The organism is Sulfurimonas sp., from assembly GCF_047622445.1.
Lineage (GTDB): Bacteria > Campylobacterota > Campylobacteria > Campylobacterales > Sulfurimonadaceae > Sulfurimonas.
In genome coordinates this window covers 1-4,126 of sequence record NZ_JBLHOE010000118.1, presented here as the reverse complement: position 1 = coordinate 4,126, position 4,126 = coordinate 1, and the positions used below count along the sequence as shown (strand labels likewise).

The window sequence follows — 4,126 nt, the reverse complement described above, 5'->3', positions numbered from 1 at the left end:
TACCCAATACAATAGAACTGACCCAGATGCTAGTGTTATGGTTAAACCAGCGCATAACCTTATGGCTTACAATTCTCAGATATGTGTAGATGATAAGTTTAAGTTTATTGTTGCTACTGATGTTACATCTCAAGGTACAGATAAACAAGAACTACACCACATGGCAATGCAGACTAAAGAAGTGATTAGTAGCCCTGACTTGGTAATTCTTGCTGATAAGGGATATTACTCTGCAGCTGAAATAAAGAAGTGTGTGGATGATGGGATTAGGACACTTGTCCCTTATGCAAAAACTGGACAGCAACAGAAAAATGCAGGGAAATTTACTAAAGATAAGTTTGTTTATAATAAAGAAAAAGATTGTTATATTTGCCCTAATAATGAAGAGATACCAAAAAGCATTTCTAGTAATGTTAGAAATGGCAGACTCATGTTTATTTATAGACCAAAAATATCTACATGTACGGCTTGTCCCATAAAAGATAAATGCTTAGGTAAGACAACTCGTTACAAACAGATACAAAGATGGGAAGAACAAGAACTTTTAGATAAATACTACCAAGACTTAAAATCACCAGAAGCAAAAGCCCTTATGAAAAAGAGAGGTTCAATAGTTGAACATCCATTTGGAACAATTAAACGCTCTCTTGGCTGGGAGCACTTCTTAGTTAGAAGTAAAAAGAAAGTGCAAGGTGAAAATGCCCTCATCATGTTTACCTATAATTTCAAACGTTTGCTTAAGCTTATAGGAATCGCTCTGTTTAGAAAACTGATAATAGCTATAAAAGATGGAGATATAGAGTCTATAAGAGAAGAGATAGCTCTTTATATTACCAGTTTTAGACTCTATACAGCTAAAATTATTGCAAATATTTTTATGGTACAATTTAGGAAAAATAATTGCCTATAATTGAGTGTGAATTAGAAAATTATAAGTTGTAGGGTTTGATTGTTTCACAGTCTCCTAGGAGGGAAATATGAAGCCAAATATTAGAGGACAAAATGAACTTACGTAAAGAAATAGAAAAGTTAATCTACTGGTATGTTCCTACATACATTATAGCAATAACTCTTGGTTATTATCTTGTAGCCTTTATTAAAACCATTCCAGATTCAGCGCATATAATTGCCTATATCTATCTTCCTCTTACTTACTTTATAAATAATTTACATAAAATTGTAATAGCAGTATGGCTTTACAATATAGCTAAACAAAGTAATCAAAAATACATACTTTGGGCATTGTTTGGTTTGGTCGCACATTTGTATGCAGTTGTTATTTTTATAATAATAAACTTTTTAGAAGGTAAGTTTGAAATTGGTAAAAAGAGTCTAAAAGAAGAACTTGTTGAGCCAGATCTCTAACAAAGTACGAGGAGAGCAATAGTATCCCTTACGGCCAAACTATTGCTCTCCTTAAACGTTATATGACACAGTAATAAATTGACAAAATGAATAAAATTATTAGTATTAATATTCAAAGGACTTCATATGAAAACACTTACAATGAGAGCAGTTGTTGATTTTAAATATAGATAGTAGACGTATGATTGAAAAATTACTTAAACACAACAAAATGCTAATTCAATCATTTATCCTTACATTCACTCTGCTTACTTCACCATTACTTGCTCAAGAAAGCATAACTCTTGAAAATACTATTGTTCCCTTAGTTGAGCAGCATCCAGATAAAACTGGATTGTATGTGCTCGAAAAAGGTGGTGAAGCTTTGCTTACACGAGGGTGGTTAGCAGATAGAGCAATGAAAACCATCGACGTGCAGTATTTTATTTGGGGAAATGACAACATTGGAAAGCTTGCTGCTGAGACCTTACTTAGAGCTGCAGAACGTGGTGTACACGTACGTGTACTAGTTGATGACTTTTTAATGACTGCAGAATCAGATGAAATTTTCGCCATGGCTTATCATCCAAATGTTGAAATTCGAATATATAATCCAGTACATTCTGTTGGCGTTAATTTCTTTGAAAAAATGCTTAAAATGGCGGTAGATTTTCGTGGTAGTAACCAGCGTATGCACAACAAGATGTTTGTAGTAGATAACATGGTAGCTATTACCGGTGGGCGAAATATGGAAAACCAGTATTTTGATTTTGGTCATGCCTATAATTATCGAGATAGAGATGCCTTGCTTGTAGGTAAGGTAATCACTCAACTATCAAATACATTTGAAGAGTTCTGGAATAGCGATTTGGCAAAGCCTGTTGAACAATTAGTTCGTAATCCTTTTGAGTCTCATATAGACTGGTTACCAGAAGATGAATGGGGAGACAAAGTAGATAAGACAGATGTTGATCATGCACAACTTCTCAACCAACTTAAGAGAGTTACTCGCGAACAGATTAATTCTATATATAAAAACCTACATACTTATGCGCAAAATGAGTCTAATTATTTGCCACAAGTTCGGAAGTCTATGAATGATATTAGTAGTGATATAGTAGCTATTATAAAGTCAGCATATTGGTTAGATGCATCTTTTATTAGTGACAGACCTGGAAAAAATGACACTTGGTTTAATTTTAATATGGGTGGTGGTGGTAATTCTACAACGGCTCTTGCACATCTGTTAAATTCTGCAAAAGACAATGTTGTTATTCAATCCCCTTATTTGATTTTAAGTTCTAAAGCATGGGTTTTATTTAAAGCGGCACGGGCTAGAGGCGTGTCAATTAAAATTTGTACCAACTCATTAGCTGCGAGTGACAACTTAGCAGCATTTAGTGGCTACAGCTCTCAAATTGATGAACTACTTGACGCAGGTATTGAACTGTATGAATACCGTCATGATGCAAAACGAAGATATGATTTGGTAAAACAATATTCCCAGTATAAAGAAGGTGCACTACCTATATTTTCTTTGCATGCAAAAACTATGGTTGTTGATGACAGTATTGTCTTCATAGGAACATTTAATCTTGATCCACGTTCTGAAAACTTAAATACGGAAGTAGGTATTGTCGCTAAACATGATGAGCTTGCTCGCGCAGTAAAACGTGAAATTGAAATTGATATGTCAGAAGGTAATAGTTGGAATGTTAGAAAAGATGGACGTAATAACGATACATCTATGCTAAAGCGCGGAAAGTTATTTTTTATGAAGTTACTACCATTGAATCCAATATTGTAGAGTTGAAAAGGGCTTAAATGAACCTAGCCGTCTAAAGTGATTCACTTTTTTCAGCATTAGATTCTTCTTCTTCGGAGTTTTCTGATTCCGTTTTCGCTCTATCTGCTTTGGAAACATAACGTTCCTTAGAAGAAGTCTTTAACTTTGCACGGGCACGTTTGAGACGTTTATCATGCAGCTTTTGAATCTTATCTTGTCTATTCATATTACCATCCCTTAACTATCTTAATTTAGTATATTTTTAATAACGACATGCCAATTAGAAGTGGCTACTGCCTTCTTAATATTAAATTTTAAAAATTCTTTTGCCATTATACTCTTTACTAAGCGGTAAATAACTATCTAGAGCGTCAGGTGCTCAATATTCAAATATTAAATGCTAAAATACATGAAATTTTTTAGCCGATGATAAGGAACGTGGATGCCTGGACGATTGAGTATGTTTACTGATGAAGCTTTTAAACAAGATATTGCAAAAAAGTTTGGGATGTTTAGAGATACAGTCGGTGTCTTAAATAAGCAGTACAATATTGCTCCCACATTAAATATAGCTATCTATACCAATACTAAAATTTATACGTATGCACACTTTGGACTGATACCCTCTTGGGCGAAAGATCGTTCTAGTATGCAAATTAACGCGCGAAGTGAAACGGTATTTGAAAAAAGTAGTTTCAAAGAAGCCTATAAGCAAAGAAGATGTCTCATTCCCCTCAATGGTTACTTTGAATGGAAAAAAGATGCCGTGAGTAAAAAAAGCAAAGCTCATTTCATAGTATCTTTTTGTGGAGATTACTTTGTATTTGCGGGTATTTATGAATCGTGGTATGACAATAAACTGGGAAAAGCTATACTAACATGCGCGTTACTTACTACAGAGCCCAATGAAAAGATAGCAAGTCTTCATGATCGTATGCCTGTTATTCTTGAATCACATCAATGGGAGTTGTGGCTTGATCATAAAAGTAGCTATAG

5 protein-coding genes are annotated in these 4,126 nt (G+C 34.2%); 4 read left to right on the top strand and 1 reads right to left on the bottom strand.

What is annotated here, in order from left to right; all coding sequences use genetic code 11:
- The 3 genes from ACI9TV_RS15920 to ACI9TV_RS15910 all read left to right on the top strand — a co-directional run.
- Positions 1–910, top strand: a 910-nt coding sequence (locus ACI9TV_RS15920; RefSeq protein WP_415251806.1) for a transposase, incomplete at its 5' end; no start/stop codon positions are given.
- Positions 911–1,002: 92 nt separating this feature from the next.
- Complete coding sequence (locus ACI9TV_RS15915) at positions 1,003–1,365, top strand: hypothetical protein (protein ID WP_415251805.1); 363 nt, start codon at positions 1,003–1,005, stop codon at positions 1,363–1,365.
- Between the two features lie 181 nt (positions 1,366–1,546).
- Positions 1,547–3,151, top strand: coding sequence for a phospholipase D family protein (locus tag ACI9TV_RS15910; RefSeq protein WP_415251804.1), 1,605 nt, complete (start codon positions 1,547–1,549; stop codon positions 3,149–3,151).
- A 31-nt stretch (positions 3,152–3,182) separates the two neighbouring features.
- Here ACI9TV_RS15910 and ACI9TV_RS15905 read toward each other — a convergent pair whose 3' ends face one another.
- Entirely contained in the window at positions 3,183–3,356 is a 174-nt protein-coding gene (locus tag ACI9TV_RS15905) for a DUF2986 domain-containing protein (protein WP_415251803.1), read from the bottom strand.
- 216 nt (positions 3,357–3,572) lie between these two features.
- Between ACI9TV_RS15905 and ACI9TV_RS15900 the strand changes: the two genes are divergently transcribed.
- The coding region (locus ACI9TV_RS15900; protein ID WP_415251802.1) for an SOS response-associated peptidase at positions 3,573–4,126 on the top strand (554 nt) is incomplete at its 3' end.

What these genes read in the sequence shown, in the direction of transcription:
- ACI9TV_RS15915 (WP_415251805.1), top strand. Translation starts at nt 1,003, where the DNA reads ATGAACTTACGTAAAGAAATAGAAAAGTTAATCTACTGGTATGTTCCT.
- ACI9TV_RS15910 (WP_415251804.1), top strand. Translation starts at nt 1,547, where the DNA reads ATGATTGAAAAATTACTTAAACACAACAAAATGCTAATTCAATCATTT.
- ACI9TV_RS15905 (WP_415251803.1), bottom strand. Translation starts at nt 3,356, where the DNA reads ATGAATAGACAAGATAAGATTCAAAAGCTGCATGATAAACGTCTCAAA.